Genomic DNA, 24,502 nt, shown 5'->3' with positions numbered 1-24,502 from the left:
ACGCCACTGGCCCGTTGCACCGTGACAACACCGCCCCGCTCCCCTAAATTAGTCGGCCTGAAAAAGCCCCCCCGAGCTTTCTCGTCTCAACTCAAGCTAAAGAAGTAGTGAAATTTCAATGTCCGATTTCAACACCGCTGAATCCGTAGTCACCCTGTCGTCCAAAGCGGAATACGAAAACTCCATCAATCTTTCACAACACCTTCCTCAAGCCAAAACCATCAGCGAGATGGTGCTGGATGCTTTCCAGTCGACCCGTGAAAGCGAGCAGATCCGCGAGCTGCGCACCGCGATCCGTCAGGCCCACGACCGCTTCGATGACGACCAGGCCTACGAGCTGATGGGTCAGCTCAAAGCCCTGAAGGACGCCGAAGCCGCCGACACCGCCGCCCTTGAAGACCTGAGCAGCAAGTTCCCGATCAGCCGCATTCTGTCCAGCTTCAAGGACGACCCGGCGTTCCAGGAAATCGTCTACGGTCTGGCGCTGAAAGTGCTGAACCAGACCCACCAGGCGATGACCAGCCCGAGTGGCGGCAAAAGCAAGGCCGCACGCCCGAAGAAAGATGCCGAAGTGTTCAGCATCAGCAAGGACGGCATCAGCGTGACCCTGCCGCTGCGCACACCGCGTTCGCGCCTGAGCGTGGATCGCGAGGCGCTGGAATTCCTCGGTTTCACCTTCACCGGTGAAGGCGAAGAAGCCGAAATCGAAGGCGAAACCTTCCTCGACAACTCAGGCACCGAACACGCGATCAACCGCAAGAACATCATCACCGCCCTGCAACAGCAGACCGCGTTCGATGGCTACAGCATCGCGATGCAATAAACCCGACGCAGACGAAAAAGCCCCGCTCTGAAATTCAGGCGGGGCTTTTTGTTGTCCGGCGAACGGCGTTCAGGCCGATGGGTGCAGGGCGGCAATCATGTCCACTTCAACCGCCGCGTTCTTCGGCAACTGATAGACCCCGACGGTGGTGCGCGTGTGGCGGCCGGCATCGCCCAGCACATGGCTGAATACGTCCGAGGCACCGTTGGAGACTTCACTCAGATCAACGAAATCCGGCGTCGACTTGACGTAGACCGTCACCCGCAACAGCGCACGGATCTTGTCCAGCGAACCGACCGCATCGACGATCAGTGCCAGACAGCGCATCGCACTGATACTGGCAGCGGCCTGGGCGTCCTTGAGGTCCAGCTCCAGACCAATCCGGCCGGGATACAGAATCTTGCCGTCGACGCGTGGCACCATACCGCTGATGTACAACTCATCATGATGGCGGATCAGCGGAGCGTAATTGCCGCCCGCCCTGTTCTCGCCATAGATGTCGTAGTTCAGCTCCTGCGCCAGGGCAATGAAGCGTTCGTCGCAGGTCATCCTCTCAGTCATTTCGCCCAGCCTCTTGTTCGATGCTTGAAGAATACGTTGAGCGCCGCGAAAGTGGCCTGGCGCTATCACCGATATGGTTGGATCCAAATCTAGGGCTTTTGCCGGGTTGCCGCAACCGGCAGCTGAAAAACTGAAAAAGCCCCGCTATCTTTCTGAAGTGCGAGGCTTTGGATGTGCATGAAAAAGCTTTTACACGGCGCTTAGCCGCTCAACCATATCGGGAAACTTTTCTACCAACCGAATCAATAAAGCAGCCTGAGCATTGGGTTTGGATTTCTCCTGCTCCCAATTTCTCAGCGTGCTGGGACTGGTTCTGATGCGTCTGGCAAAAACCGCTTGGGACATATGGAGCTTCTCCCGTAACGCTACGATTTCCTGAGCAGCAACCTCAGGGACGGGCCTGTCCTCGATCGTCGTATTACGCAGCGTTATTTTGCCTTCGCGTTGAGCCGCCATCTCATCAACGCCCTGCATCAACTCTGCAAACAGGTCGCGTTTTTTCATGGGGTACCTCGTATTTTCAACTCTTTCTCTATGGCTTTTTTGAGCGCCTTCTCTTGCTCGGCAGTCAGATTCTCAAGCTCATCTTTGTCATAAATGGCAAACATCCAAAACTGGCCATCATTCATAAGCCAATAATAGATAACTCGCAAGCCGCCTCGCCTGCCTTTGCCGCGCCGAACGTCAGCCCAACGCAGTTTACGAAAGCCTCCGGTTCGAGGCATGACATCGCCTGCCAGTGGGTTGTTCTGCATGTGGGTCTGCAGCTCACGATACTCATCGTCGGTCAGATAACGACCAACATTCGCGGTGAATAATGTGGTTTCAAAGAATACAGTTCGCATCGAAAAACTATAGGCAACTTGCCTATAGACACACCATCAACAATTTCGGCTTCAGTTAAACAGTCGTCAAAAAAAAACCCACTCATCTCTCGATGGGCGGGTTTTTCATACAGCTGTAAACCTTACTGCGCGTACGTCATCAGCAGGTCGCCCGGCACTTTGAAGTCCACGGACATCATCACGCTCAGCGCGGTGATGGTGAAAATCGAGAACACGAACAGCTTGCGTGCCCAGACCGTGTCGTCCGCTGCCTTGTTGCCGGTCCAGGCCATGTACAGCCAGTACATGCCCATGGCCGCGGCGACGGCGAAGTAGCTGATGCCAGCGTAACCGCTGATGGTCAGCATCAAGGTTGCCCCGACGAATGCCAGGATGTAATACAGGATGTGCTTCTTGGCCACTTCGATCCCGCGTTCAACTGGCAGCACCGGAATCGATGCAGCCTGGTAATCCTTGAAACGGAAAATCGCGATGGCGTAGGAATGCGGCATCTGCCACAGGCTGAACATCACCAGCAGGGTCAGCGCGGCCATGTCGAAGGTGTTGGTCACGGCAACGTAACCGATCACCGGCGGCATGGCGCCCGACAGACTGCCCACCAGCGTGCCGTGAACCGACTTGCGCTTGAGGTACAGGCTGTAGAAGCCGACGTAGATGATGAAGCCGATCACGGCGAACAATGCAGCCAACGGGTTGGCCACCTTGTACAGCAACGCAACGCCGGCGACACCGAGGACGGTCGCGTAGACCAGCGCCAGTTTCAGGGAGATCAGGCCCTGAACCAGCACACGGTTCTTGGTGCGCTCCATCTTGTAGTCGATGTCACGGTCGATGCAGTTGTTGAACACGCAACCGGAGGCCACGACCAGGGACGTGCCGATCATGGCAGCCAGAAACACCGCCAGATCGACATGCCCTTTCGAGGCCAGGAAGAACCCGCCTGCCACAGAAAGCACGTTACCGAAAATGATCCCCGGTTTGGTGATTTGGATAAAGTGCTTGAGCGACATCGGGTCTACCTCACTTCGCCATCATGAACGTGTGGATGCTGAACATGATCCACAGCGACAGGCCGACCAGCAGCACGATCACGATCGCGGCGAAGACGAACGCAATCACGTTGTTACGTTGCGCAGCCGAACGGTCCAGGTGCAGGAAGTACACCAGGTGCACCAGCACCTGGATCACGGCGAATGCCAGGACGATCATCAGGGTGATCGACTTCGGCAGCGTCGGGTACATCACCAGCCCGAACGGGATGACGGTCAGGATCACCGACAGGATGAAGCCGATCGCGTACGACTTGACGCTACCGTGGTTGGCGTCGTGGCTGTCGTGGGAATGAGCGTTAGCCATTTACATAGTCCCCATCAGATAAACAACGGTGAATACGCAGATCCACACCACGTCCAGGAAGTGCCAGAACAGGCTCAGGCAGCTCAGACGGGTCTTGTTGGTCGCCGTCAGGCCGTTTTTCTGCACCTGGTACATCATGATCGCCATCCAGATCAGACCGCTGGTCACGTGCAGACCGTGAGTGCCGACCAGGGTGAAGAACCCGGACAGGAAGCCAGAACGGCTAGGGCCGAAGCCTTCGGAGATCAGCAGGTGGAACTCGTTGATCTCCATGGCGATAAAGCCGGCGCCGAACAGGAAGGTCATGGCCAGCCAGCCCAGGACCTGATTCTTTTTACCCTTGAACAGCGCCAGCATGGCGAAGCCGTAGGTGATCGAACTGAACAGCAGCAGAGCGGTTTCGCCCAGCACGTAAGGCAGTTCGAAGATGTCGTGGCCCGACGGGCCACCGGCGACGTTGTTTACCAGTACCGCGTACACCGCGAAGATCGACGCAAACAGAATGCAGTCGGTCATCAGGTAGAGCCAGAAACCGTATACGGTCATCTCGCCCGAGTCGTGGTGATGGTCATCGTGCCCGTGGTCATGACCATGGGCGTGTCCAGCATTGGTCACTAAATTCGACATGGTTTAAGCCTGTTCCAACGAGGTTTCAACACGGGTGGCGGTGGCCGGGATTTTCCCTGCCGCAACCAGACGCTTGTGCTGCTCGGCTTCGATGCGCTCGATCACGTCGACCGGCACCATATAGCCCTGGTCGTCACGTGCAGCGTGGATCACGAAGTAGATGACAGTACCGGCCAGGCTCGCGATCGCCAGCCACCAGATGTGCCAGATCATCGCGAAACCGAACACGGTCAGCAGCGCGCCCATCACCACGCCAGTGGCGGTGTTGTTCGGCATGTGGATCGGCTCGTACTTGGCCGGAGCCTTGTACGCGGTGCCGTTTTCCTTGGCCTCGGTGAACGGGTCGATGCAGTCTGCTTTTGGCAGCACGGCGAAGTTGTAGAACGGTGGTGGCGACGAGGTCGACCATTCCAGAGTGTGGGCATTCCACGGGTCACCGTGTTCGCACATGTTTTCTGGGTTCTTGCGGTCACGTACCGACACGTACAGCTGGATCAGCTGGCAGGCGATACCGACAGCGATCATCACCGCACCGAACATGGCGACGTACAGGTACGGCACCCACTCAGGGTTGGTGGTGGCGTTCAGACGACGGGTCATGCCCATGAAGCCCAGTGCATAGAGCGGCATGAACGCGACGAAGAAGCCCGAGATCCAGAACCAGAACGCTGCTTTACCCCAGCCTTCGTGCAGCTTGAAGCCGAACGCTTTCGGGAAGTAGAAGCCGAAGCCTGCGATGTAGCCGAATACCGCGCCGCCGATGATCACGTTGTGGAAGTGCGCGATCACGAACAGGCTGTTGTGCAGAACGAAGTCAGCACCCGGGATGGCCAGCAGTACGCCGGTCATGCCGCCGATGGCGAAGGTCACCATGAAGCCCAGGGTCCACAGAACCTGGCTGGTGAAGCGCAGACGGCCCTGGTAGATGGTGAACAGCCAGTTGAACAGTTTCACACCCGTCGGGATGGAAATCAGCATCGTCGCCAGACCGAAGAAGGCGTTGACGCTGGCGCCCGAACCCATGGTGAAGAAGTGGTGCAGCCAAACCATGAAGCCCAGTACCGAGATCGCGCCCGAAGCGTAGATCATCGAGTGGTGGCCGAACAGTTTCTTGCCGGTGAACGCCGAGATGACTTCCGAGAAGATGCCGAAGGCCGGCAGGATCAGGATGTACACCTCAGGGTGACCCCAGGCCCAGAACAGGTTGACGTACATCATTGGATTGCCACCAAGTTCGTTGGTGAAAATGTGGAAATCCATGTAACGGTCAAGCGTCAGCAGTGCCAGGGTAGCGGTCAGGATCGGGAACGAAGCCACGATCAGAACGTTTGCCCAGGTGCAGGTCCAGGTGAAGATAGGCATGTCCATCAGCTTCATGCCAGGGGTACGCATTTTCAGCACGGTGGCGAGGAAGTTGACCCCCGTCAGCGTCGTACCCAGACCCGATAGCTGTAGCGCCCAGATGTAGTAGTCCATACCTACGCCAGGGCTGTATTGCAGACCCGACAGCGGTGGATACGCAACCCAGCCGGTCTTGGCAAATTCGCCGACGCCCAGGGACAGGTTGATCAGCACGACGCCGGACACCAGCAGCCAGAAGCTCAGGGAGTTCAGGAACGGGAAGGCAACGTCACGCGCGCCGATCTGCAGCGGCACTGCAAGGTTCATCAGGCCGGTGAAGAATGGCATCGCCATGAAGATGATCATGATCACACCGTGAGCGGTGAAGATCTGGTCATAGTGTTCAGGCGGCAGGTAGCCAGGCGAACCCTCGGTGGCCATGGCCAGCTGGGTACGCATCATGATGGCGTCGGCAAAGCCACGCAGCAGCATGACCATGGCAACGATGATGTACATCACGCCGATTTTCTTGTGGTCGACCGACGTCAGCCACTCGGTCCACAAGTAGGTCCACTTCTTGAAGTAGGTGATTGCAGCGAACAGCGCCAGACCACCGAGGGCGATCATGGCGATGGTCACCATCACGATCGGCTCGTGGAATGGGACTGCTTCCCAACTTAATTTACCAAACATCGTTTACTCCTCTGCCCCGGCAGCTGAATGCGAACTCGAGTCAATTTCCGTGGCCGCCACTTCTTTCTCTTTCTTCTCGTGCTTCAGCGGCTTGCCCGGCTTCATACCTTCGTACTTGTCGACGATGATCTGGAACTGGTTCGGCGTGACCGAGGAGTAGAGCTCGACTGGGTTGTTCTGGCTTGGCTTGGCAAGGGCTGCGTATTCAGCTTGATCAAGCTGTTTAGGTGACTTCTTGACTTCACTTACCCAGGCGTCGAAATCTTCCTGAGTCGTTGAGATGGCTTTGAACTTCATGCCGGTGAAACCCGCGCCGCTGTAGTTGGCGGAGATACCGTCCATTTCAGCGTTGCGGTCAGCGATCAGGTGCAGCTTGGTCTGCATGCCCGCCATCGCGTAGATCTGGCCGCCCAGACCCGGGATGAAGAACGAGTTCATCACAGCGTCGGAGGTGATCTTGAAGTTGATTGGCGTGTGCGCCGGGAACACGATCTTGTTGACCGTGGCAATGCCTTGTTCCGGGTAGATGAACAGCCATTTCCAGTCCAGCGCGACCACTTCGATGGTCACCGGCTTGACGTCGGATTCAATCGGACGATACGGGTCCAGTTCGTGGGTCGAAATGTAGGTGATGTAACCCAGGGCAATGATGATCAGGACCGGGATGGTCCAGACGGCTACTTCGATCTTGGTCGAGTGCGACCATTTCGGCGTGTAGACGGCGTTCTTGTTCGAGGCGCGGTATTTCCAGGCAAACAGGAAAGTCATCACGATGACCGGCACCACGACCAACAGCATCAGCAGCGTGGCGGTGATGATCAGGTTGCGCTGTTCCAGGCCGACCTGGCCCGTTGGATTGAGCAAGGTCATGTTGCAGCCTCCCAGCAACAACGTGCCGAGCAGCGGCACTAGGCCTAGTAATCTGGGATACCTGTTTTTACTCATCTCACGACCTCTAAAGCAGCTTGCGCAATGCAGTTGGGTTTTGATCGCCAACACTTCACCCTGCCAAGGGTTGGCATTTTCTTTGGATTGAATAAGGGCCGCCCGTCGCGCGTCAGACGCTCGACAAATCCTCGGACAGCGGTGAGTTCTTATTCGATTTCGTGGTCAAAGGCCCTGTTACAGACCAATTCCATTTGGCGCGGAAAGTTGGAAGGCACCGACACCAGGGTGTCTTGCAGCCTCCCGACCGCTCGACACCCGACTTCCTGATCAGTTCCTTATTAAAGGCTGAGCAGTGCCGGGAATTCAGTGCGGGCGATTGTAGATAGGTAGCGCCCTATACACCATGTCTTATCCCGAAATAATTTTTATCCGGTACAGCAACAATCCATCACCGTTTTTGCAAAAGTTCCGCATGTTATCGAAATTGATTCTCAACAAAAACACCAAAAAATGTAGGTCTACCTGCGTCACTTCAGACAGCTCCGAAGGCTTTTTCCTCCAGGCTGATCCTGCTAAACCCCGATTTTCAAAGGGTTCTGGCCATCTGCCAGAGTTTGTTGAAACTGCCTGTTCCGACAACTGTGCCTAAAGGCAGACAAACGCTGAAACAGACCAATGTTTTTGTGTAACAGAGCACCAATCCGCGTCCCTGAAATCATCTGCGACACCCCGTGTGTGACAACATGTCGCACACCTGCCACACCCTTCCTTGTCTTTCGTCATGTTCTTTTCACACGCCCTGTGAAATGCGAAACGCCCCGATTTCCGAACCCGGAAATCGGGGCGTTTCGTTGTATCGGCGCGAGCGCCGCAAAGTTGATTCAGCGCAATGCCTTGCGGTTGCGCGAGGTCAGCATCGGCACGAGGATCACCACCAGCACGAACGCCACCAGCGCCCACTGTGCCAGCGACAGGCCGAGGATCGGCGGGTACGGCGTCGAGCAGAAACCGTCGACCTGGAAGCCCAGCGGGAAGATCTTCGCCAGTGGCAGATCATCGACGATCGGCTGCAGCACATCGATGCCGCAACTCACCGCCGGATAGAACTGGGTGTAGACGTGATGCCCGGCAACGCCGGCTCCGGCAATCGCACAAATCACCACCAGCACCTCGAACACAGTGATGCTGCGGCGGGTGCGCATGGCCGCGCCGATGAACGCGAACAGCGCGATCAGCAGCAACGCATAACGCTGCAGGATGCACAGCGGGCATGGCGCCTCGCCCAGCACGATCTGCATGTACAGCGCGCCACCGATCAATGCCAGGCAGATGATCCCCAGCAGCACCAGATAGCGTCGCTCACGTCCCAATCGAATCGTTTCCTCGCTCATCGCGTTTCCCTTTCATGTCCATGGTTCAGCTGGCCGGCGGCTGCGCTTGCAGTTGCGCCATCAGGCTGATGTTGTCTTCGATATGCCAATTGGCCGCGATGCGACCGTTGTCGATCTGATAGATATCGGTTGCCCGGAAGTCTACACGCTGGCCCTGCCCTTTGAGAGCCTTGAACGTACCGGTGAAATGCCCGCGAAAGTGCAGATGCACCACCACGCGATCCCCGGCGACGATCATTTGCTCGATCTCGCAACTCAAGTCCGGCACCGCCGTGCGAAAGAACTTCGATGCCAGCAACGGCCCGGTCGGTCCCTGCACCCGTCCTTCGGGCGGCGTCTTGTCGACAAATTGCGGCGACAAGGCAGCGTTGGCCAACGCCTCTTCACCCGAATTCCAGAAACTGCCGTAGCGCCGTGCCGCCAGTTCCATCGCTTGCTGCTGCGCCTTGGGCAGGCTCTGATCGACGATCAGGGTCTGCGGTTCAATCAGGGCGGATTCGGCATGGGCGAACGGACTGACCAGCAACGTGGCCGACAGGCCCAGGGCAGCGAGGCTGAAATGACGGGAGAAGATGAAGTGCGACATGGGGGCGATCCTGATCATGTAAACGAACGAGCGCCTATCATCAGCATCGGGGAATAAACGATAAATCGGTTAAGAAACGATTAACCTTTAAACACTTTTTAATAATCGCAAGGGCGGGGAGCCATTCGCGAGCAGGCCCGCTGCCACAAAACAGCTGTGGGAGCGGGCCTGCTCGCGAAACGGACGACTCGGTTTCAGATCATTCCAGCGCAGCGGCCGGGCCGAAGAACTCGTAGCGGCTTTGCGTTTCCGGCACACCCAGCGCTTTCAGATGACGCTTGATCGCGCCCATGAAGCCTTTTGGCCCCAGGAAATACGCATCGACATCACGCTGCTCCGGCAGCCATTGCGCCAGTTGTTCCTGGCTCAGCAGGCCCACTTTGTCCGCCGCCGGGCTCACGCCGTCATCTTCGGCGTAGCAGTAGAAACGCTTGAGTTGCGGATGACGCTCGGCCAAACCGTCGATCCAGTCGCGGAAGGCATGGACGCTGCCGTTACGGGCGCAGTGGATGAAATGCACCGGGCGTTTGCTTTCCAGCGCCGCTTCGAGCATCGGCAGGGTCGGAGTGATGCCGACCCCGCCGCTGATCAGCACCAGCGGTTTGTCGCTTTCTGTCAGGGTGAATTCGCCCGATGGCGGAAACAGATCGATACGGCTGCCGACATGCAGTTGGTCGTGCAGGTGATTGGACGCACGGCCATTCGGCTCGCGCTTGACGCTGATACGGTACTGGCCGTTGTTGGTCAGCGCCGACAGCGAGTAATTGCGGCGGATTTCTTCGCCGTCGAGGGTCAGTTTCATGCCGATGTACTGGCCGGGCTCGGCCGCAAGGATCGGGCCTTTGTCCGCTGGTTCGAAGTAGAACGAGATGATTTCCGCGCTTTCCTCGACCTTCGCCGCGACGATGAACTCCCGCGCCCCGCGCCAGCCACCGACAGCTTGTTCTTTCTGGTCATAGATGGCGGTTTCGGCGCCGATCAGGATGTCGGCCAACTGTCCGTAAGCGGCGCCCCAGGCGGCCATCACTTCAGGAGTGGCGATTTCGTCGCCGAGCACTTCGGAAATCGCCCGCAGCAGGCAACTGCCAACGATCGGGTAGTGCTCCGGCAGAATCTGCAAGGCCACATGCTTGTTGATGATCTTGGCCACCAGATCGCCCAACTGGTCTAGCTGATCGATATGCCGGGCGTACATCAACACGCCGTTGGCCAGGGCACGGGGCTGGTCACCGCTGGCCTGGTGGGCCTGGTTGAACAGCGGACGGACTTGCGGGTATTCGGACAGCATCATCCGATAGAAGTGGGTGATCAGCGCTTCACCGCCACTTTCCAGCAAAGGCACGGTGGACTTGATGATTGCACGATCCTGGACGCTAAGCATAAGGGTGACTCCTGAGCTTTCTCTAAAAGTGCCTTGTGTATTTCAGCTTTCGTGCCAACTAATTTATTCATAAAAATCAATAGCTTGAAATTTAAGTAGTCAAATCGACACAAGCCCGCCTATAGTCGCTTCGACTACAACGCGTCTCTTTGACTACAAGCCTATGTCCGCCAAATCCTTGCTCACCGCTTTGCTTCCCCTGGTTGCCGACCTGTCCCGCGAACTGCCCGAAGGCGAGCGCTACCGGCGCCTGCTCGAAGCCATGCGCGCCCTGCTGCCGTGCGATGCCGCCGCGCTGTTGCGCCTCGATGGCGAATGGCTGGTACCGCTGGCCGTGGACGGCTTGAGCACCGACACCCTCGGCCGCCGCTTCAAAGTCAGCGAGCATCCGCGCTTCGAAGTGCTGCTGGCCGGTGCCGGACCAACCCGCTTCGCGGCCGACAGTGAATTGCCCGACCCTTATGACGGCCTCGTGGACGGACTGAGCGAACATCTGGAAGTCCACGACTGCCTCGGCTGTCCGCTGTTCGTCGATGAACAACTCTGGGGCCTGATCACCCTAGACGCCCTAGACCCCGAGCGCTTCGAGCCGATCGAACTCGACGCCCTGCAAGCCTTCGCCAGCCTCGCCTCGGCCACGGTCAACGCCGCCGAACGCATCGAGCGCCTGGCGATTCGCGCCGAAGACGAACACCAGCGCGCCGAGGTCTACCGTCAGGCCAGCGGCCAGCAGAACCGCGAGATGATCGGTCAGAGCAAGGCGCACAAACATCTGGTGGAAGAAATCAATCTGGTCGGCGGCAGCGACCTGACCGTGCTGATCACCGGCGAAACCGGGGTCGGCAAGGAACTGGTGGCGCAGGCGATCCATGCCGCCTCGCCGCGCGCCGACAAGCCGATCATTAGCCTCAATTGCGCCGCCCTGCCCGACACCCTGGTGGAAAGCGAACTGTTCGGCCACGTGCGCGGCGCCTTCACCGGCGCCACCAGCGACCGTCGCGGCAAGTTTGAACTGGCCAATGGCGGCACGCTGTTTCTCGATGAAGTCGGCGAGTTGTCGCTGACCGTGCAGGCCAAGTTGTTGCGCGTATTGCAGAGTGGCCAATTGCAGCGCCTGGGGTCGGACAAGGAGCATCAGGTCGACGTACGCCTGATCGCCGCGACCAACCGCGACCTGGCCGATGAAGTACGCCGGGGCCGCTACCGCGCGGACTTCTATCATCGCCTCAGCGTCTACCCGCTGCGGGTCCCGGCGCTGCGCGACCGCGGCCGCGATGTGTTGTTGCTCAGCGGCTACTTCCTCGAACAGAACCGTTCGCGCATGGGCCTCAACAGCCTGCGCCTGAACCACGATGCCCAGGAAGCGTTGCTGGCCTACACCTGGCCGGGCAATGTGCGGGAACTGGAACACCTGATCGGACGCAGCGCGCTGAAGGCGCTCGGCAACTGCAAGGTTCGGCCGAAGATTCTCAGCCTGGGCGCGGTGGATCTGGATCTGCCGCGCGAGGTTGTGGATAACTCGGCCGAGCCGGCCAGTGCCGTTTCAGTCGCGCCCTTGATGACCGGCGATCTGCGCAGCGCGACCGAGCAGTATCAGCGGCAGTTGATCGCAGCGGCGCTGGAGCGCAATCACGACAACTGGGCCAGTGCGGCGCGGGAGCTGGGGCTGGATCGGGCGAACCTTGGGCGGATGGCCAAGCGGTTGGGTATGAAAAGCTAAAGCCCCCTCACCCTACCCCTCTCCCGGAGGGAGAGTGGACCGGTCGGGGGATGCCTGGGAGAGGGCTGGGATGAGGGACTGCAATCAAAACACACCTTGGCCCCAAGTCATCCGACAACTAACCTAAAGCCCATCCCGTTCACGCCGATAACCCGGCATCAATAGTTTTTGGCGAGCCGCCCTCGCCCATCACCTTTTTCCACAGAAGGTTTTTATGTCTTCCAACAAAGCCCGCGCAGATTCACTTTCGCTTCTGCTGTTTACCTTGCGCAGCGGCAAGCTGATGGCGATCAACCTGCTGAAAGTCAGTGAAATCATCCCCTGCCCGCCGCTGACCAAGCTGCCGGAGTCGCACCCACATGTAAAAGGCATCGCCACCCTGCGCGGTGCCTCGCTGTCGGTGATCGACCTGAGCCGCGCCATCGGCGAGCGGCCGCTGGAAGACCCCAACGGAGGCTGCCTGATCGTCACCGATGTCAGCCGTTCGAAGCAGGGTCTGCACGTGCAGGCAGTGAGCAAGATCGTCCATTGCCTGACCACCGACATCAAGCCGCCGCCGTTCGGCTCCGGCGGTTCGCGCGCCTACATCACCGGCGTGACCTCGGTGGACGGCACGCTGGTGCAGGTGCTGGACATCGAAAAAGTCATCCACGGCATCGCCCCGGCACAGATCGAAATGGCCCCGACCGAACTGAGCATGGAAGACGCCGAAGTGCTCGGCAACGCGCGGATTCTGGTGGTCGACGACAGCCAGGTGGCGCTCCAGCAATCGGTTCACACCCTGCGCAACCTCGGCCTGCAATGCCACACCGCCCGCAGCGCCAAGGAAGCCATCGACTGCCTGCTCGACCTGCAAGGCACGGCGCAACAGATCAACCTGATCGTCTCCGACATCGAAATGTCCGAAATGGACGGCTACGCCTTCACCCGCACTCTGCGCGAGACGCCGGACTTCGCCCACCTGTACGTATTGCTGCACACCTCGCTGGACAGCGCGATGAACAGCGAGAAGGCGCGTCAGGCCGGTGCCAATGGCGTGTTGACCAAGTTCTCCTCGCCGGAGCTGACTCACTGCCTGATCGAAGCGGCCAGGCATGTCGCCGCCCACGGTCACTGAGGTGGCGCCAACCTTCTGCTTTCTGATGCGGCGCGACCTCGACGAGGACATGCCGGCCATCCAGTGGCCGAACGGCATCGAACTGACCGCCTACGGCAGCGAACTGGCCCCCGCTGTGCATCATCTGATGCAACTTGGCTTTCACGAGGGCGGTGGTCGGGTCCCGGCGCTGGACGTCTGGCAGCAACGCTTCGAAAGCGATCCCGAATACGATCCGGCGCTGTGCCTGGTGGCCAGCGATGCCGAGGGGATTGTCGGGGTTGCCCAATGCTGGACCAGTGCCTATATCAAGGATCTGGTGGTGCATCCCCGCGCTCAACGGCGCGGATTGGGCCGGGCGCTGATGTTGCAGGCGTTCACGGTTTTTCAACAGCGGCGCGAAGGCTTTGTTGATCTGAAAGTGCTGGAAGACAACCAGCGAGCACAGCGCTTGTATGAAAGTCTCGGGATGTATGTAGTCCGCCGGGAGCTGGTGCCGGACTGAACCGCCGCATATCGGAGCGGCATTGCCGGCTGGCCCAGGCAACTTCCAGCCCTGCGCCATACTCCAACGCTGGCCACTCAGACCCAGGATGCCCGCCATGAAAGCCCTCACCCTTGCCTGCCTTTGCCTCATCGCGCTGCCCCCGCTGGCTCACGCCTCCAGCCCCGACGCCTGGGCCGCCTACGACAAAGCCGTCCTCGCCAGTTGCACCAAGGCCAGCGGCCTGAAAAACGCCAAACCCGTCGGCAACGCCGCGCAATTCGACGACCGCGTTGGCTACACCGCGCTGTTGCTGCAAGGCCAATACCCGCAGAAACACATGAAGGGCGCCCAAGGCACCGAGTTGTGCCTCTACAGCAAAAAATCGAAAACCGCCTTCGTCACCGAGTGGGACTCGATCCGCCCGAGCGCCAAACCCTGATCGAATGGCGCACAACTTGCTTCAATCAGCGTCTGCATGGCGGCTTTACGTCGCCGATTCACACCCTGATTGAAGACCGGCCGCTCAATGAATACGACGTTTTCCTGCGTGGGCTGCGGCAAATGCTGCACCGATCACCACGTCCCCCTGACCTTGGCCGAAGCCCGCATGTGGGCGGCCGACGGTGGCCAGGTGATCGTGCTGGTAGAGGCATTCCTGGACAATGGCCTGGGCTTGCCGACGCAACAACGCGAACACGCCGAGCGACGGTCGGCACCGGTGCGCAGCGGCCAGTCGCAGGCGCATGTGGCAATCACTTTCGCCGCCTACAACGTCGGCCCCTGCCGGAATCTTGACGAAGACCGGTTGTGCCGCATCTACGAGCGCCGGCCACTGGTGTGCCGCATCTACCCGATGGAAATCAATCCGCACATCCCGCTCGACCCGGTCGCCAAGGAATGCCCGCCGGAGTCGTGGCAGCAAGGCCCGGACTTGATCCTCGGTGGTGAGCTGGTGGATCAGGAACTGGCCGACCTGATCCAGCGTTCGCGCCAGGCGGATCGGGACGACATTCGGGTCAAGGAAGTGATCTGCGCGATGCTCGGGATTCACACCACGGCCCTCAAGGGTGACGGGTTTACCGCGTACCTGCCGGACATGAACGCGCTGGCTTCGGCAATCGATCAGGTGACGGCGCAGCCGTTGAGCGAAGCGCCCGGTGAGTGGCTGTTTCATGTGTCCGGCGAAGACATTGCCGGGCAGGTGCTGGCGGCCGGGGCGCAGGTGGTGACGGAGCCGGCGCTGACTTATGCCTTCATTTCGTTGCGGGCGGCTTGATTCGGGATTGGTATCGAGACTGATGGCCCCTTCGCGGGCCAGCCCGCGATGAGGCCCGGCAAAACACCCTCAATCCCGAACCTGCCGACGCCCCCAGAACTCCCGCGCCAGCAAGCGCAGATCCCCCGCCAGCCCTGCCACATCCTGTGAGTTGCGCTGACTCTCGCGTCCTTCATCCACCGTCAGCTCACACGCCGAACGAATGCTGACGATGTTGCGATTGATGTCCTCGCTGACCGCGCTCTGCTGTTCCACCGCCGCCGCAATCTGCAGGCTCATCTCGGTAATCTGCTCGACCCGGCCGCTGATTCCGTCCAGCGCCTGCGCCGCGCGTTGCGCCTGTTCGACGCTGTTATCCACATGCTCGCTGCTCTGCTGCATCGCCAGCACCGCATCCCGCGCACCGTTTTGCAGGGTGCTGATCATCCGCTGAATCTCGTTGGTCGACTGCTGGGTCCGCTGGGCCAGCCCGCGCACCTCATCGGCCACCACCGCAAATCCACGCCCGGCGTCTCCGGCCCGCGCGGCTTCGATAGCGGCATTGAGCGCCAGCAGATTGGTCTGTTCGGCAATGCTGCGAATCACCTCCAGCACTCCGGAAATCTCGCTGCTGTGCCCTTCGAGTTGATGAATCACCTCGGTGGCGCGCCCCAACTCCTCGGCCAGCCGCAACACCGCGCTGCGACTCTCGCCGACCAGCCAATGCCCTTCGCGGGTTTCCGTCCCGGCCATGTCGGCGGCCACCGAGGCCTGCTGAGCATGACTGGCGACCTCAGCGACGCTCGCGGCCATCTGATGAATCGCCGCCGCCACCTGATCGGTTTCCGCCTGCTGGGCCAGGGTGCTGGTGTGGCTGCTGTGCAGATGCTCGACCAGTTGCGCCGCATGCCCGGCCAACTGTTGCGAAGCATCACCCATGCGCCCGACCACCGCACCGACCTGTGCTTCCAGCATCTGCAAGGCGAACTCGATCTGCCCGAACTCATCGCGGCGCCCGGTATAAATGCTCTGACTTAATGGATTGTCGGCAATCCACCGCGCCCTCTCGGTCAAACGCTTGAGCGGCCGCAACAACCAGCCCAGGGCCAACGCGCAAACACCGCTACCCGCGACAAACAAAGCGCCATCAATCCATGCCGACTCCGGCCGCAACCACGCCTCGACACCCAGCACCAGCGCCAGCAAGGCAGTGCTCAGCGCCGTGACCTTCGCCCGCAGGCTCAGCACCGGCAAACGCTGCCAACGCGACACCCGCTCCCCGCGCAACTGCGCATACACCCGCTCCGCCGCCTCGACCTGCCGCGCATCGGCTCGGGTACGCACCGACTGAAACTCCACCGCCGCACCGTTGTGCGTCACTGGCGTAGCGAAGGCACTGACCCAATAGTGATCACCGTTCTTGCAGCGATTTTTCACCAGCCCCATCCACGACCGCCCACGCTTGAGCGTCTGCCACATATGCGCAAACGCCTGCGCCGGCATGTCCGGATGACGCAACAGGTTGTGCGGTGCGCCCAGCAACTCGTCACGGCTGTAACCGCTGATCTTGATGAAGTCGTCGTTGGCGTAAGTAATCGCGCTGCTCAGATCGGTGGTCGAGAGAATGTTCGCATCCAGCGCCACTTCGACGTTGCGACCGGTCACCGGGAGATTGATCTTCATGGAAAGCGCGCTCGTTTTATGGGAAAGAGTCGGCAGGGCTGCTGACTCTAAGCGCACCAAATGGTTAAACGTTGATCTGGCTCAGGATCTGAGCACTTAGCCATCACTGCGACCGAAAATCGCAGCAGATGGCCGCAGGAGGGAGTGAAATCAGCGCTTGCCCATCGAACGACGAGTGCCCGACGGGGCCACGCCCGGGGTCTTGGCATGACGGTCGCCGGCACTGCCCTTGTAATGCGGCTGCTTCGCGCCTTTGGCGGCGGCCAGCTCACCCGGCTTGAACGGGAACTTGAATGCGGGAATCGCCGGTTTGCTGTCGCTGGCCTCGGCCAGTTCTGCCGGGACATCGTTGAGGGTATCGTCAACCGGCGGTTGGATCGGGGAAGTCATGGAGGCTCCGCAAAGCATGAAAGTCGGGCTCGACAGGTGAGCCGCGAAGGTGGTCAGTATACCCGTGTGGAGGGGGTCGGGAGCTGGAGATTTTTGTGGGGGGGCTGAATGGCTCCATTGATTCCTGTAAACCATGTCCCCGGTCCGTACAGCCAAGATCAAAAGCCCCTCACCCTAGCCCTCTCCCAAGGGGAGAGGGGACTGACCACAGCGGCAGCAAAGAATATGTACACCCACCAAAACCAGGTCGGCCCGAAGGCCGCCTTCGTGGGCAAGCCCACTCCCACAGAAAAGCAAAAACAAAAGCCGTCCACCTCCGCCTCTCACCACTCAACACAATGAGCGTTAGCTCGAGTACCGCTTTTGATCTTGCCGTGCCGGCCCCTTCGGCAGGCTGAGTGGAGGGATTTATCCGGGGGTGGGAGCGCAGCGACCGTTTGGCGCAGCCAAACACATCGAGAGGAGGTGCAGCGAAGCAAACCGTAGGCGATGCCCCCCGGATGAATCCCGCAACGAAGGAACTCCGAGCCTCAGCGAGGAGCCGAACGCCGGGGCCAAGCCTTTTGGGTTACCTTTTTGGCGTCTGAAAAAGGTGACTCGCCGTAAGGGCGAAACCGCCAGCCGCAACACCCGAAGCAACGGATATTCACCCAATCCAGACAAAAGCCTGGCCGGCCCAGAGGCCGCCAAAAAGCCCAAACTGACAACGCCGTCAGTTTCAAGTCACCCTCCTGACCCCCAGACAGGTTTATAAAGAACCCAACCCTGCCCTAACTCCGTCCGGCGCCCCATCGCATGCGAATCCAGAAACGCCCCGCCCTGCTCGCCACCCTGCTCATCGCCCTGGCAGCCGCCGGTCTGTGGTACGCCACAAAACCCGCGCCGACCAAACTGGCCGGCCCCACCGCCATCCCCGTGCGGGTAGTCGCCGTCAGCGCCAAAGACGTTCCCCGCTACACCAGCGGCATCGGCTCGGTGCTTTCCTTGCACAGCGTCGTGGTGCGCCCGCAGATCGACGGCATCCTCACCAAAATCCTGGTCAAGGAAGGCCAGTTGGTGAAGGCCGGCGACCTGCTCGCCACCATCGACGACCGCTCGATCCGCGCCAGCCTCGACCAGGCCCGCGCACAATTGGGCGAAAGCCAGGCGCAACTGCAAGTGGCGCTGGTCAACCTCAAGCGCTACAAACTGCTCAGCGTCGACGACGGCGTGTCCAAGCAGACCTACGATCAGCAACAGGCGCTGGTCAACCAGCTCAAAGCCACCGCCCAAGGCAACCAGGCCTCGATTGACGCGGCGCAGGTACAACTGTCCTACACCCAGATTCGCTCTCCAGTCACCGGCCGCGTCGGGATTCGTACGGTCGACGAAGGCAACTTCCTGCGCATGACCGACACCCAGGGTCTATTCACCGTGACCCAGATCGACCCGATCGCCGTGGAATTCTCCCTGCCCCAGCAAATGCTGCCGACCCTGCAAGGCCTGATCGCCGATCCGCAGCACGCCCAGGTCAAGGCCTACATCGGCGCCGACACCGATGGCGAAACCGGCAACCTGCTCGGCGAAGGTCACCTGACCCTGATCGACAACCAGATCAACGCCAACACCGGCACCATCCGCGCCAAGGCCGAATTCGACAACCCCGGCCAGAAGCTCTGGCCCGGCCTGCTGGTGACGGTAAAGATTCAGACCGCATTGGAGAAAGATGCGCTGGTGGTGCCGCCCACCGTCGTACAACGTGGCCTCGATCAACATTTCGTGTACCGGGTCAACGGCGACAAGGTTGAAGCGGTGCAGGTGCAAATGGTTTACCAGGGCAGCGGCCAGGACATCATCAAAGGCGTGAACGCCGGTGACCGGCTGGTCAGCGACGGCCAGTCGCGGCTCAAACCCGGCTCGACCGTGCAGGTGATGACCGAGCCCGCGCAAGTGGTGCAAGCGGAGCCGAAGCCATGAAGTCCCATCGTGGCGTCTCAACCTGGTGCATCGACCACCCGGTCGCAACGATTCTTCTGACCATCGCCCTGGTGCTGGTCGGGGTGATTGCCTTCCCGCGACTGCCGATTGCCCCACTGCCGGAAGCGGAATTTCCGACGATTCAAGTCTCCGCGCAGCTTCCCGGCGCCAGCCCCGACACCATGGCGTCGTCGGTCGCCACGCCGCTGGAGGTGCAATTCAGTGCCATCCCCGGCATGACCCAGATGACCTCCAGCAGCGCCTTGGGAACGAGCCTGCTGACCCTGCAATTCACCCTCGACAAGAGCATCGACACCGCCGCGCAGGAAGTGCAGGCCGCGATCAACACCGCCGCCGGCAAACTGCCCAAGGACATGCCGACCCTGCCGACCTGGAAGAAGGTCAACCCGGCCGACAGCCCGGTGCTGATCCTCAGTGTCAGCTCGACGCAGATGCCCGGCACCGAGCTCAGCGATCTGGTGGAAACCCTGCTGGCCCGTCAGATCAGTCAGATCGACGGCGTAGGCCAAATCAACATTACCGGTCAGCAACGTCCGGCGATCCGCGTTCAGGCCTCGGCGGACAAACTGGCGGCCATCGGCCTGACCCTCGCCGACATTCGCCTGGCGATCCAGCAGACCAGCCTCAATCTGGCGAAAGGTGCGCTGTACGGCGAGTCGAGCATTTCCACCCTGTCGACCAACGACCAGTTGTTCCATCCCGAGGACTACAGCCAACTCATCGTTTCCTACAAGGACGGCGCCCCGGTTCACCTGCGCGATGTCGCCAAAGTCGTCAACGGTTCGGAAGATGCCTACGTGCAGGCCTGGGCCGGCGATCAACCGGGCGTGAACCTGGTGATCTCGCGACAACCGGGGGCGAACATCGTCGAGACGGTGGACCGGATTCAAGCCGCCTTGCCGGGCCTGGAAGCCATGCTGCCGGCCTCGGTACAGGTCAAAACCCTGATCGACCGCACCCAGACCATTCGCGCCTCCCTGCATGAGGTCGAGATCACCCTGATGATCGCGATCCTGCTGGTGGTGGCGGTGATGGCGCTGTTCCTGCGCCAGTTGTCGGCGACGATGATTGTCTCGGCGGTGCTCGGTGTGTCGCTGACCGCCAGTTTCGCCCTGATGTATTTGCTGGGTTTCAGCCTGAACAACCTGACCCTGGTGGCCATCGTGGTGGCGGTAGGCTTTGTGGTCGACGATGCGATCGTGGTGGTGGAGAACATTCACCGTCATCTGGAGGCCGGCGACAGCATGCGCGAAGCGGCGGTCAAGGGAGCCGGGGAGATTGGCTTTACCGTGGTGTCGATCAGCTTTTCGCTGGTGGCGGCGTTCATTCCATTGCTGTTTATGGGCGGCGTGGTCGGGCGGCTGTTCAAGGAGTTTGCCCTGACCGCGACCTCGACCATCCTGATTTCCGTGGTGGTGTCGCTGACCCTGGCGCCGACCCTCGCGGCGCTGTTCATGCGCAGACCGGTGCATCACGCCCACGACAAACCGGGCTTCAGCGAACGACTGGTCGCCTGGTATGCAAAGGGCCTGCGCCGCGCCCTCGCCCACCAGAAGCTGATGATCGGCGTGTTCGGCGTGTCGGTCGCGCTGGCGATTGGCGGTTACGTGTTTATCCCCAAGGGTTTCTTTCCGGTGCAGGACACCGGTTTCGTCCTCGGCACCACGGAAGCCGCTGCGGATATTTCCTACGGCGACATGGTGAAAAAACACCTGGCGATGGCCGAAATCGTCGCCGCCGACCCGGCGGTGCAGGCGTTTTCGCACTCGGTCGGCGTGTCCGGCAGCAACCAGACCATCGCCAACGGCCGCTTCTGGATTGCCCTGAAAAAACGCGGCGACCGCGATGTCTCGGCCAGCCAGTTCATCGACCGCATTCGCCCGCAACTGATGAAAGTCCCCGGCATCGTGCTCTACCTGCGCGCCGGCCAGGACATCAACCTCAGCTCTGGCCCGAGCCGCGCGCAGTACCAGTACGTACTCAAGAGCAACGACGGCCCGACGCTCGCCACCTGGACTCAGCGCCTGACCGAAAAACTGCGCAGCATCCCGGCGTTCCGCGACATTTCCAACGACCTGCAACTGGGTGGCAGCATCACCCACATCAGCATCGACCGCAGCGCCGCCGCGCGTTTCGGCCTGACCGCCAGCGATGTCGACGAAGCGCTGTACGACGCTTTCGGCCAGCGGCAGATCAATGAATTCCAGACCCAGGTCAACCAGTACAACGTGATTCTGGAGCTGGACACCCAACAGCGCGGCAAGGCTGAAAGCCTGAATTATTTCTACCTGCGCTCGCCGCTCAGCGGGGAAATGGTGCCGTTGTCGGCAGTGGCCAAATTCGATGCACCGACCATCGGCCCGCTGTCCATCGCCCATGACGGCATGTTCCCGGCCGCCAACCTGTCGTTCAACCTCGCCCCCGGCGTGGCGTTGGGCGACGCGGTGATTCTGCTCAATCAGGCCAAGGCCGAGATCGGCATGCCGACCACGATCAGCGGCAATTTCCAGGGCGCGGCCCAGGCGTTCCAGAGCTCGCTGAAGAGCCAGCCGTGGCTGATTCTCGCCGCGCTGGTGGCGGTGTACATCATTCTCGGCGTGCTCTACGAGAGCTTCGTGCATCCGCTGACAATCATCTCGACTCTGCCAGCGGCAGGCCTCGGGGCGGTCATCATGTTGTGGATTTGTGGCCAGGACTTTTCGATCATGGCGCTGATCGGCCTGGTGTTGCTGATCGGGATCGTCAAGAAGAACGGCATCCTGATGATCGACTTTGCCCTGGAAGCCCAGCGTCATCGAGGGTTGCCGCCGCAGGATGCGATCTTCGAGGCGTGCGTGACGCGGTTCCGGCCGATCATCATGACCACCCTCGCCGCCCTGCTCGGCGCGCTGCCGCTGATGCTCGGCTACGGCACCGGCGCCGAACTGCGCCAGCCGCTGGGGATCGCGGTGGTTGGCGGCCTGCTGGTGAGCCAGGCGCTGACGCTGTTTACCACGCCGGTCATATACTTGTGGCTCGAGCGGCTGTTCCATAAGCCCAAACCAGCACCCGAAGCGATGCTGGCGACTACCGACTGAGGCAGGGTCATGCGCGTTCTGATTATCGAAGACGAAGAGAAAACCGCGGACTATCTGCACCGTGGCCTGACGGAACAGGGTTACACCGTGGATCTGGCCCGCGACGGTATCGAAGGTCTGCACCTGGCGCTGGAAGGCGACTACGCGGTGATCGTCCTCGACGTGATGCTGCCGGGGCTGGACGGCTTCGGCGTGCTGCGTGCGTTGCGTGCGCGCAAGCAGACCCCGGTGATAATGCTCACCGCCCGCGAGCGCGTCGAAGACCGCATCAAGGGGCTGCGCGACGGTGCCGACGACTATCTGGGCAAACCGTTTTCCTTCCTCGAACTGGTGGCCCGCCTGCAAGCGCTGACCCGGCGCAGCGGCGGCCACGAACCCGTGCAGGTGAGCATCGCCGACCTGTGGATCGATCTGATCAGCCGCAAGGCGACCCGCGCCGGTACGCGGCTGGATCTGACCGCCAAGGAGTTCTCGCTGCTCAGCGTACTGGCCCGGCGGCAGGGGGAAATCCTGTCGAAAACCGCGATTGCGGAAATGGTTTGGGACATCAATTTCGACAGCGATGCCAACGTCGTCGAAGTCGCGATCAAGCGCCTGCGGGCCAAGCTCGACGGGCCGTTCGACGAAAAACTGCTGCACACCATCCGTGGCATGGGTTATGTGCTGGAGAGCCGTGGTGTCCAGTAACTCCATTGCACTGCGCCTGAGCGGGATGTTCACCCTGGTGGCGCTGCTGGTGTTTTTGCTGATCGGCGGCGCGCTGTATCAGCAGGTGGACAAGGGCCTGGGGCTGTTGCCGGAAGCCGAGCTGGATGCCCGCTACAGCGTGCTCGAATCGGCCCTCAACCGTTACGGCACGCCCGAGCATTGGGTGAAGATCAACGCCAAGCTCAAACTGCTCGGTGAAGAGGACAAGCGCATCCGCTTCTGGGTGGTGAGCGGTGATCCAGGTTACGAATACGGCGAGCCGGACACCTTGATCCGCCGCTTCGCCAACGGTCCGCTGGGCATGCATGACCTGCAATTGCCCGATCATCCCTATCCACTGAAAGTGCTGCTGACCGAGTTGCCGGCCAAGGATCAGCGTCCGCCGTTGCGCTTCATGATCGGCATCGACACCGAGACCTTTCACCAGACCCAACACAACCTGCTGATTGCCTTGATCAGTCTGGCGATTGTCGGCGTGCTACTGGCCTCGGCGCTGGGTTACTGGGTGGCGCGCATCGGCCTCAAGCCACTGATCAAACTCTCCCACGAAGCCCAGCGCCTGGCGCCACCGCTGCGGGCCGGACGGCTGCGAATGTCGCCGTTGCCGCCGGAGCTGGCGCAGTTCGTCGACTCGTTCAACTCGACGCTGGAACGGGTCGAGCAAGCGTATTCGCGGCTCGAATCGTTCAATGCCGACGTCGCCCACGAGCTGCGCTCGCCGCTGACCAACCTGATCGGCCAGACCCAGGTCGCCCTCACTCGCGGACGCTCGGCGGAACATTACTTCGAGGTGCTGCAGTCGAATCTGGAAGAGCTGGAGCGGCTGCGCTCGATCATCAATGACATGCTGTTTCTCGCCAGCGCTGACCAGGGCAACAAGGCGACCAAACTCACGTCCACCTCACTGGCCGACGAAGTGGCGACCACCCTCGAGTATCTGGACTTCATTCTCGAAGACGCCCAGGTGCAGGTACGGGTCAGTGGTGACGCGCAGGTGCGGATCGAGGTCGCTCATCTGCGCCGGGCCTTGATCAACCTGCTGAGCAATGCGGTGCAGCACACCGGGCCGGGTCAGGTGATCGAGGTGCAGATCACGGTCGAGGAACATCAGGTCAGCATTGGCGTCGCCAACCCCGGCTCGCCGATTGCCGGCGAGCACCTGCCCCGTCTGTTCGAGCGGTTTTATCGGGTCGATGCATCGCGCAGCAACAGCGGCAACAACCATGGACTGGGGCTGGCGATCGTCAAGGCGATCGCGTTGATGCACGGCGGGGATGTGTTTGTGCGCAGTGATCGCGGGATGAATACGTTCGGGATTCATTTGCCGGTCTGATTGTGATCGGCTCCGGATCGCTGCCCTCACCCTAGCCCTCTCCCAGAGGGAGAGGGAACTGACCGAGGCGTTTGTGCGTGTTCCGTCGACCTGAACTATCGAGGCGGACTCCGTTTTTGATAACCATACAAATCGGCTCCCTTTCCCCTCGTCCCCCTGGGGGAGAGGGCTGGGGTGAGGTGGCTCTTGATCGCTGCTCGCCGATCTTTGCTTCTGCTGTAACAGTCATTTATGAAAATCACGCTGTTTCCCGGCGCCCGGCGACCTTATCGTTGCCCGCATCA

23 protein-coding genes are annotated in these 24,502 nt (G+C 60.6%); 10 read left to right on the top strand and 13 right to left on the bottom strand.

The genetic code is table 11. From position 1 onward, the window contains the following. Window positions 1–118: 118 nt before the first annotated feature. Window positions 119–823, top strand: coding sequence for a hypothetical protein (locus tag N8H74_RS09835; RefSeq protein WP_262147220.1), 705 nt, complete (start codon window positions 119–121; stop codon window positions 821–823). Between the two features lie 69 nt (window positions 824–892). Here the strand turns inward: N8H74_RS09835 and N8H74_RS09830 are convergent, their stop codons facing one another. From N8H74_RS09830 to hmpA, 11 genes are all read right to left on the bottom strand, one after another. Further along, a complete protein-coding gene (locus N8H74_RS09830) occupies window positions 893–1,384 on the bottom strand; it encodes a RidA family protein (RefSeq protein ID WP_217833968.1) in 492 nt (163 codons plus the stop codon). Between the two features lie 189 nt (window positions 1,385–1,573). Next, complete coding sequence (locus N8H74_RS09825; RefSeq protein WP_217833969.1) at window positions 1,574–1,888, bottom strand: helix-turn-helix domain-containing protein; 315 nt, start codon at window positions 1,886–1,888, stop codon at window positions 1,574–1,576. After that, window positions 1,885–2,229, bottom strand: coding sequence for a toxin (locus N8H74_RS09820; protein WP_262147218.1), 345 nt, complete (start codon window positions 2,227–2,229; stop codon window positions 1,885–1,887). Before N8H74_RS09820 ends, N8H74_RS09825 begins: the two co-directional genes overlap by 4 nt. A gap of 122 nt (window positions 2,230–2,351) precedes the next feature. Then, entirely contained in the window at window positions 2,352–3,239 is an 888-nt protein-coding gene (gene cyoE, locus N8H74_RS09815) for a heme o synthase (RefSeq protein WP_217833971.1), read from the bottom strand. 10 nt (window positions 3,240–3,249) lie between these two features. Further along, window positions 3,250–3,585, bottom strand: a complete 336-nt coding sequence (gene cyoD, locus N8H74_RS09810; RefSeq protein ID WP_262147216.1) for a cytochrome o ubiquinol oxidase subunit IV — start codon at window positions 3,583–3,585, stop codon at window positions 3,250–3,252. Then, complete coding sequence (locus tag N8H74_RS09805) at window positions 3,586–4,212, bottom strand: cytochrome o ubiquinol oxidase subunit III (RefSeq protein WP_217833973.1); 627 nt, start codon at window positions 4,210–4,212, stop codon at window positions 3,586–3,588. 3 nt (window positions 4,213–4,215) lie between these two features. Continuing rightward, complete coding sequence (gene cyoB / locus N8H74_RS09800) at window positions 4,216–6,246, bottom strand: cytochrome o ubiquinol oxidase subunit I (RefSeq protein ID WP_217833974.1); 2,031 nt, start codon at window positions 6,244–6,246, stop codon at window positions 4,216–4,218. A gap of 3 nt (window positions 6,247–6,249) precedes the next feature. Beyond that, window positions 6,250–7,191: a ubiquinol oxidase subunit II gene (cyoA, locus tag N8H74_RS09795; protein ID WP_008084799.1), complete on the bottom strand. Its 942-nt coding sequence runs from the start codon at window positions 7,189–7,191 to the stop codon at window positions 6,250–6,252. A gap of 824 nt (window positions 7,192–8,015) precedes the next feature. Then, entirely contained in the window at window positions 8,016–8,525 is a 510-nt protein-coding gene (locus tag N8H74_RS09790; protein WP_262147213.1) for a disulfide bond formation protein B, read from the bottom strand. Between the two features lie 25 nt (window positions 8,526–8,550). Next, a complete protein-coding gene (locus N8H74_RS09785) occupies window positions 8,551–9,111 on the bottom strand; it encodes an ester cyclase (protein ID WP_262147211.1) in 561 nt (186 codons plus the stop codon). Between the two features lie 199 nt (window positions 9,112–9,310). After that, window positions 9,311–10,492 carry an NO-inducible flavohemoprotein gene (gene hmpA, locus N8H74_RS09780; protein ID WP_262147209.1) on the bottom strand — a complete coding sequence of 394 codons (1,182 nt, stop codon included), beginning with the start codon at window positions 10,490–10,492 and terminating at the stop codon, window positions 9,311–9,313. A 163-nt stretch (window positions 10,493–10,655) separates the two neighbouring features. On the opposite strand from hmpA, the gene norR reads away from it, so the two are divergent. The 5 genes from norR to N8H74_RS09755 all read left to right on the top strand — a co-directional run bounded on the left by norR (window position 10,656) and on the right by N8H74_RS09755 (window position 15,071). Continuing rightward, window positions 10,656–12,212 carry a nitric oxide reductase transcriptional regulator NorR gene (gene norR / locus N8H74_RS09775; RefSeq protein WP_262147207.1) on the top strand — a complete coding sequence of 519 codons (1,557 nt, stop codon included), beginning with the start codon at window positions 10,656–10,658 and terminating at the stop codon, window positions 12,210–12,212. A gap of 214 nt (window positions 12,213–12,426) precedes the next feature. Next, complete coding sequence (locus tag N8H74_RS09770) at window positions 12,427–13,329, top strand: chemotaxis protein (RefSeq protein WP_262147205.1); 903 nt, start codon at window positions 12,427–12,429, stop codon at window positions 13,327–13,329. A gap of 25 nt (window positions 13,330–13,354) precedes the next feature. Continuing rightward, a complete protein-coding gene (locus N8H74_RS09765) occupies window positions 13,355–13,813 on the top strand; it encodes a GNAT family N-acetyltransferase (RefSeq protein ID WP_262147706.1) in 459 nt (152 codons plus the stop codon). Window positions 13,814–13,910: 97 nt separating this feature from the next. After that, the gene (locus N8H74_RS09760; RefSeq protein WP_262147204.1) at window positions 13,911–14,234 is read left to right on the top strand and encodes a hypothetical protein; all 324 of its coding nucleotides are present in this window, start codon (window positions 13,911–13,913) and stop codon (window positions 14,232–14,234) included. Between the two features lie 87 nt (window positions 14,235–14,321). After that, the gene (locus N8H74_RS09755) at window positions 14,322–15,071 is read left to right on the top strand and encodes a YkgJ family cysteine cluster protein (protein WP_217833980.1); all 750 of its coding nucleotides are present in this window, start codon (window positions 14,322–14,324) and stop codon (window positions 15,069–15,071) included. A 69-nt stretch (window positions 15,072–15,140) separates the two neighbouring features. Here the strand turns inward: N8H74_RS09755 and N8H74_RS09750 are convergent, their stop codons facing one another. Then, window positions 15,141–16,733, bottom strand: coding sequence for a PAS domain-containing methyl-accepting chemotaxis protein (locus N8H74_RS09750; RefSeq protein WP_262147203.1), 1,593 nt, complete (start codon window positions 16,731–16,733; stop codon window positions 15,141–15,143). A 150-nt stretch (window positions 16,734–16,883) separates the two neighbouring features. Continuing rightward, window positions 16,884–17,123: a hypothetical protein gene (locus tag N8H74_RS09745; RefSeq protein WP_217833982.1), complete on the bottom strand. Its 240-nt coding sequence runs from the start codon at window positions 17,121–17,123 to the stop codon at window positions 16,884–16,886. A 795-nt stretch (window positions 17,124–17,918) separates the two neighbouring features. On the opposite strand from N8H74_RS09745, the gene N8H74_RS09740 reads away from it, so the two are divergent. The 4 genes from N8H74_RS09740 to N8H74_RS09725 are packed head-to-tail and all read left to right on the top strand — an operon-like array spanning window position 17,919 to window position 24,218. Continuing rightward, on the top strand, window positions 17,919–19,079 hold the full coding sequence (locus tag N8H74_RS09740; RefSeq protein WP_217833903.1) for an efflux RND transporter periplasmic adaptor subunit: 1,161 nt from the start codon (window positions 17,919–17,921) through the stop codon (window positions 19,077–19,079). Further along, complete coding sequence (locus tag N8H74_RS09735; protein WP_262147198.1) at window positions 19,076–22,177, top strand: multidrug efflux RND transporter permease subunit; 3,102 nt, start codon at window positions 19,076–19,078, stop codon at window positions 22,175–22,177. The genes N8H74_RS09740 and N8H74_RS09735 overlap by 4 nt, the downstream gene beginning before the upstream one ends. Window positions 22,178–22,186: 9 nt before the next feature. Then, on the top strand, window positions 22,187–22,864 hold the full coding sequence (locus tag N8H74_RS09730; protein WP_085584871.1) for a heavy metal response regulator transcription factor: 678 nt from the start codon (window positions 22,187–22,189) through the stop codon (window positions 22,862–22,864). Next, complete coding sequence (locus N8H74_RS09725; RefSeq protein ID WP_262147194.1) at window positions 22,854–24,218, top strand: heavy metal sensor histidine kinase; 1,365 nt, start codon at window positions 22,854–22,856, stop codon at window positions 24,216–24,218. The genes N8H74_RS09730 and N8H74_RS09725 overlap by 11 nt, the downstream gene beginning before the upstream one ends. Window positions 24,219–24,502 lie beyond the last annotated feature (284 nt).

The sequence above is a fragment of the Pseudomonas sp. B2M1-30 genome (assembly GCF_025447575.1).
GTDB classification, from domain to species: Bacteria; Pseudomonadota; Gammaproteobacteria; order Pseudomonadales; family Pseudomonadaceae; genus Aquipseudomonas; species Aquipseudomonas botevensis.
The sequence above is the reverse complement of the archived record's forward strand: the minus strand, read 5'-3'. Positions and strand labels throughout refer to the sequence as shown.

What these genes read in the sequence shown, in the direction of transcription:
- N8H74_RS09820 (WP_262147218.1), bottom strand. Translation starts at nt 2,229, where the DNA reads ATGCGAACTGTATTCTTTGAAACCACATTATTCACCGCGAATGTTGGT.
- N8H74_RS09785 (WP_262147211.1), bottom strand. Translation starts at nt 9,111, where the DNA reads ATGTCGCACTTCATCTTCTCCCGTCATTTCAGCCTCGCTGCCCTGGGC.
- N8H74_RS09735 (WP_262147198.1), top strand. Translation starts at nt 19,076, where the DNA reads ATGAAGTCCCATCGTGGCGTCTCAACCTGGTGCATCGACCACCCGGTC.
- N8H74_RS09825 (WP_217833969.1), bottom strand. Translation starts at nt 1,888, where the DNA reads ATGAAAAAACGCGACCTGTTTGCAGAGTTGATGCAGGGCGTTGATGAG.
- hmpA (WP_262147209.1), bottom strand. Translation starts at nt 10,492, where the DNA reads ATGCTTAGCGTCCAGGATCGTGCAATCATCAAGTCCACCGTGCCTTTG.
- cyoA (WP_008084799.1), bottom strand. Translation starts at nt 7,191, where the DNA reads ATGAGTAAAAACAGGTATCCCAGATTACTAGGCCTAGTGCCGCTGCTC.
- N8H74_RS09760 (WP_262147204.1), top strand. Translation starts at nt 13,911, where the DNA reads ATGAAAGCCCTCACCCTTGCCTGCCTTTGCCTCATCGCGCTGCCCCCG.
- norR (WP_262147207.1), top strand. Translation starts at nt 10,656, where the DNA reads ATGTCCGCCAAATCCTTGCTCACCGCTTTGCTTCCCCTGGTTGCCGAC.
- N8H74_RS09770 (WP_262147205.1), top strand. Translation starts at nt 12,427, where the DNA reads ATGTCTTCCAACAAAGCCCGCGCAGATTCACTTTCGCTTCTGCTGTTT.
- N8H74_RS09745 (WP_217833982.1), bottom strand. Translation starts at nt 17,123, where the DNA reads ATGACTTCCCCGATCCAACCGCCGGTTGACGATACCCTCAACGATGTC.
- cyoB (WP_217833974.1), bottom strand. Translation starts at nt 6,246, where the DNA reads ATGTTTGGTAAATTAAGTTGGGAAGCAGTCCCATTCCACGAGCCGATC.
- N8H74_RS09765 (WP_262147706.1), top strand. Translation starts at nt 13,355, where the DNA reads ATGCGGCGCGACCTCGACGAGGACATGCCGGCCATCCAGTGGCCGAAC.
- cyoE (WP_217833971.1), bottom strand. Translation starts at nt 3,239, where the DNA reads ATGTCGCTCAAGCACTTTATCCAAATCACCAAACCGGGGATCATTTTC.
- N8H74_RS09830 (WP_217833968.1), bottom strand. Translation starts at nt 1,384, where the DNA reads ATGACTGAGAGGATGACCTGCGACGAACGCTTCATTGCCCTGGCGCAG.
- N8H74_RS09750 (WP_262147203.1), bottom strand. Translation starts at nt 16,733, where the DNA reads ATGAAGATCAATCTCCCGGTGACCGGTCGCAACGTCGAAGTGGCGCTG.
- N8H74_RS09755 (WP_217833980.1), top strand. Translation starts at nt 14,322, where the DNA reads ATGAATACGACGTTTTCCTGCGTGGGCTGCGGCAAATGCTGCACCGAT.
- N8H74_RS09790 (WP_262147213.1), bottom strand. Translation starts at nt 8,525, where the DNA reads ATGAGCGAGGAAACGATTCGATTGGGACGTGAGCGACGCTATCTGGTG.
- N8H74_RS09835 (WP_262147220.1), top strand. Translation starts at nt 119, where the DNA reads ATGTCCGATTTCAACACCGCTGAATCCGTAGTCACCCTGTCGTCCAAA.
- N8H74_RS09730 (WP_085584871.1), top strand. Translation starts at nt 22,187, where the DNA reads ATGCGCGTTCTGATTATCGAAGACGAAGAGAAAACCGCGGACTATCTG.
- N8H74_RS09805 (WP_217833973.1), bottom strand. Translation starts at nt 4,212, where the DNA reads ATGTCGAATTTAGTGACCAATGCTGGACACGCCCATGGTCATGACCAC.
- N8H74_RS09740 (WP_217833903.1), top strand. Translation starts at nt 17,919, where the DNA reads ATGCGAATCCAGAAACGCCCCGCCCTGCTCGCCACCCTGCTCATCGCC.
- cyoD (WP_262147216.1), bottom strand. Translation starts at nt 3,585, where the DNA reads ATGGCTAACGCTCATTCCCACGACAGCCACGACGCCAACCACGGTAGC.